This window comes from Cellulomonas avistercoris (assembly GCF_014836445.1).
Classification (GTDB): domain Bacteria; phylum Actinomycetota; class Actinomycetes; order Actinomycetales; family Cellulomonadaceae; genus Cellulomonas; species Cellulomonas avistercoris.
The window spans coordinates 279,521-283,666 of the sequence record NZ_JACSQV010000003.1 but is presented as its reverse complement, the minus strand read 5'-3'; the positions used below and the strand labels follow the sequence as shown (position 1 = coordinate 283,666).

The window sequence follows — 4,146 nt, the reverse complement described above, 5'->3', positions numbered from 1 at the left end:
TCATGGTCCTCGCGGGGGTCCTGGTCGGCCAGCCCGCCGCGCGCGCACTGCTGCGCCGTACGCGGCCCGGCCGTGGGGCGGTGGTCCCCCGGCCCCCCCCCCCCCGCGTCCGTCAGGGCAGGGCCGTCCACTGGCCGCGGGCCAGCCGGAACCCGACGCCCGTGGCGTCGGTGCACGTCACGCCGTCGGTGCCCGACGCGCAGGTGTAGCCGCCGACGCTCTCGCGCGCGCCGTAGCTCAGCTCGCTGCCGCCGGCGATCCTCGGGACGCCGTCGTCCTCGCACAGGAACCCGAAGCCCTCGGCGTCGAGGCGCACGACGTGACCCGTCTCGGCCTCGCACCCGGTGACCTGGGGTGCGGCGTACGTGAAGCTCCCGATCGTGCAGAGCACGCCCTCGGCGCTCATCTCGCACGCGATGTTGCCGCTGGGCAGCGTGAACGCGACGGGGTCGACCGGCGCGGCCTCGCCGTCGCCCGCGTCGGACGTCGCGGCGGGCGTCGCGGTGCCGGCCCCGGCCGGTGCGTCCGGACCGCCGCGACCGGGCAGGGCGACGGCCAGCACGACGACCAGCACGAGCACGAGCAGCACGTCGACGAGCACGAACACCTGCAGACCGCGGCTCAGGCCGCGCAGGGGCCCCGGGACGCTCACGCCGGGGAGGACGCCGGGGTGTCGAACACCGGGCCCTGCGTGCGGGTGCGCTTGAGCTCGTAGAACCCGGGCACGCTGGTGACCAGCGCCAGACCGTCGAACAGGCGCCCGGCGGCCTCGCCCTTCGGCGCCGGCGTGATCACCGGGCCGAAGAACCCGACGCCGTCGATGGCGACGACCGGCGTGCCGACCTCGTCGCCCACGAGCTCCATGGCGCGGGCGTGCGACGCGCGCAGCAGGTCGTCGACCTCCTGCGTGGCCGCGACGTCCGCGAGCGACGCGGGCAGCCCGACCTCCGCGAGGGACTCCGCGACGATCGCGTCGGTGTCGGTCCGGCCGCCGGGGTGCCGGCGCGTCCCCATCGCGTCGTACAACGGCTTGAGGACCTCGTCGCCGTGGTCCCGCGCGGCGGCGACCAGGACGCGCACGGGCCCCCACGACGCGTCCATCAGCTCGCGGTAGCGCTCGGGCAGGTCGCGGCCCTCGTTGAGGACGGACAGGCTCATGACGTGCCACCGGACGTCGACGTCACGCACGCGCGCGGCCTCGTCCATCCAGCGGGACGTCATCCACGCCCACGGGCAGGCGGGGTCGAACCAGAAGTCGACGACGGGCACGCCGGCCTCCTCTCAGTCGCAGGGTCAGCCAGAGTGTGCCCCTTCCGGCGTGGTGGTGCACATCCCTGCAGGTCTCCGCTGCCGACGGGGGGCACCGTGGCATGATCGTGCGGTCGCGCACGTGCGACACGGCGGCGTCCCGCCCCGGCCGACCCGACCCCCGGTCGTCGCCGACCGCCCGGTCGCCGCTGCAGCCCACCGTGGCCACCGCCGCAGAACGATCGGAGAGCATCCGTGCCAGGAGAGAACCTCACCCGCGCCGAGGCGGCCGAGCGCGCCGCCCTCGTCCGCACGCACGCGTACGACGTCGAGCTCGACCTGACGACAGGTCCGACGACCTTCGCGTCCCGCTCGACGGTGAGGTTCTCGGCGTCCGCCGGTGCCGGCACGTTCATCGACCTCATCGCCCCGACGGTCCACGAGGTCGTGCTCAACGGGCGCTCGCTGGACGTCGCCGACGTGGTCGCGGACTCGCGCATCCGTCTCGACGACCTGGCCGACGAGAACGAGCTCACGGTCGTCGCCGACTGCGCGTACATGAACACCGGCGAGGGCCTGCACCGCTTCGTGGACCCGGTCGACGACGAGGTGTACCTGTACAGCCAGTTCGAGGTCGCGGACTCGCGCCGCGTGTTCGCCGTCTTCGAGCAGCCCGACCTCAAGGCGACGTTCACGTTCACCGTGACGGCGCCGGCGCACTGGACGGTCGTGTCGAACTACCCCCAGCTCGGGCTGCCGCAGCGGGTGGAGGGCGGTCGCAACCTCAACGGCGGCCGTGACGAGGGCACCGCGACGTGGCGGTTCGAGACGACGCCGCCCATCGCGTCCTACATCACCGCGGTCGTCGCCGGCCCGTACCACGGCGAGCACGGCGAGCTGACGAGCAGCGACGGTCGCACGATCCCGCTCGGCGTGTACTGCCGCTCGTCGCTGGCCGAGCACCTCGACACCGACAACATCCTCGACGTGACGCGTGCCGGCTTCGCGTTCTACGAGGAGCGGTTCGGCCACCCGTACCCGTTCGCCAAGTACGACCAGCTCTTCGTCCCCGAGTTCAACGCGGGCGCGATGGAGAACGCGGGCGCGGTGACGTTCCTCGAGTCCTACGTCTTCCGCTCCAAGGTGCCCGACGCGACGGTCGAGCGGCGCGCCGTGACGATCCTGCACGAGCTCGCCCACATGTGGTTCGGCGACCTCGTCACCATGCGGTGGTGGGACGACCTGTGGCTCAACGAGTCGTTCGCGGAGTACGTCTCGACGCTCGCGACGGCCGAGGCCACGCAGTGGACGAGCGCCTGGACGACGTTCTCGTCGCTCGAGAAGTCGTGGGCCTACCGGCAGGACCAGCTGCCGTCGACGCACCCCATCGTCGCGGACATGCGTGACCTCGAGGACGTCGAGGTCAACTTCGACGGCATCACGTACGCCAAGGGCGCGTCGGTGCTCAAGCAGCTCGTGGCCTGGGTCGGTCAGGAGCAGTTCTTCGCGGGCGTGCGCGCCTACTTCCAGCGGCACGCGTGGGGCAACACCCAGCTGCACGACCTGCTGACCGAGCTCGAGCGAACGAGCGGGCGCGACCTGTCGGCGTGGTCGGCGCTGTGGCTCGAGCAGGCGGGCGTCACGCTGCTGCGTCCCGCGGTCGAGGTCGACGCCGACGGCGTCATCACGTCCTTCGCGGTCCTGCAGGAGGTCCCGGACGAGCACCCCGTGCAGCGCCCGCACCGGCTCGCGGTCGGGGGCTACGACCTCGTGGGCGACGGCGACGACGCGCGCCTGGTCCGCACGGTGCACGTCGAGCTGGACGTCGACGGCCCGCGCACGGAGGTGCCCGAGCTCGTGGACGTGCGCCGCCCGGCACTGCTGCTCGTCAACGACGAGGACCTGGCCTACGCCAAGGTCCGGCTCGACCCCGAGTCGCTCGCGACGTCGGTCGCGCACCTGGACAAGTTCACCGACTCCCTCCCGCGCACCCTGGTGTGGAACGCGGCCTGGGACGCCACGCGCGACGGCGAGACGCCCGCGCGGGACTTCGTCGACCTCGTGCTCGGCAACATCGCGCACGAGACGGACTCCTCCGTCATCCTCGTGCTGCTGCGCCAGCTCACCACGACGCTCGACCTGTACGTCGCGTCCGAGCACCGCGAGGCCACCGCCACGGCGGCGGCCGACCGGCTGCTGGAGCTCGCGCTGGCCGCACCGGCCGGCTCGGACCAGCAGCTCCAGCTGCTCAAGGCGTTCGCGGGCCGCTCGCGCACCGCCGCGCAGCTCGACGTCGTGACCGAGATCCTCGACGGACGGCGCACCCTCGACGGGCTGTCCGTGGACACGGACCTGCGCTGGGAGCTGCTGACCGCGCTCGTCGCGGGCGGCCGTGCGGGTGACGCCGACATCGCCGCGCAGCAGGCGGCCGACGCGACGGCCACCGGCCAGCGCGCGGCGGCCGCCGCCCGGGCCGCGGTGCCGACGCCGGAGGCCAAGGAGCGGGCGTGGTCGGCGGTCGTGCAGGGCGACGACCTGCCGAACGCCCTGCAGGCCGCGACGATCGGCGGGTTCGGCCGCGTGCACGACAACGCGCTGCTCGTGCCGTGGGTGGAGCCGTACTTCGCGGACCTCGAGCGTGTCTGGGCCGAGAAGACGAACGAGATGGCGCAGAACGTGGTGCTCGGGCTCTACCCGACCGCCCTCGCGGACCACCCCGGGGTGGACGTGCTCGGTGCCACCGACGCCTGGCTGGCCGCGCACGGCGACGCACCGGCGGCGCTGCGGCGCCTCGTCGTGGAGTCGCGCGACGGCGTCCGACGCGCGCTCGCCGCGCAGGAGGCCGACCGCCGCCGCGCGTGACGCACGACGACGGCCGGGCACCGCACGGTGCCCGGC

General features: G+C 73.7%; 3 protein-coding genes. 1 reads left to right on the top strand and 2 read right to left on the bottom strand.

What is annotated here, in order from left to right:
- Positions 1 to 112 precede the first annotated feature (112 nt).
- Both H9657_RS05850 and H9657_RS05845 read right to left on the bottom strand, forming a co-directional pair.
- The gene (locus H9657_RS05850) at positions 113 to 652 is read right to left on the bottom strand and encodes a hypothetical protein (RefSeq protein ID WP_318241321.1); all 540 of its coding nucleotides are present in this window, start codon (positions 650 to 652) and stop codon (positions 113 to 115) included.
- Positions 649 to 1,269, bottom strand: coding sequence for a mycothiol-dependent nitroreductase Rv2466c family protein (locus tag H9657_RS05845; protein ID WP_191781292.1), 621 nt, complete (start codon positions 1,267 to 1,269; stop codon positions 649 to 651). The genes H9657_RS05850 and H9657_RS05845 overlap by 4 nt, the downstream gene beginning before the upstream one ends.
- A 234-nt stretch (positions 1,270 to 1,503) precedes the next feature.
- Between H9657_RS05845 and pepN the strand changes: the two genes are divergently transcribed.
- A complete protein-coding gene (gene pepN, locus H9657_RS05840) occupies positions 1,504 to 4,110 on the top strand; it encodes an aminopeptidase N (RefSeq protein WP_191781291.1) in 2,607 nt (868 codons plus the stop codon).
- Positions 4,111 to 4,146: the final 36 nt, after the last annotated feature.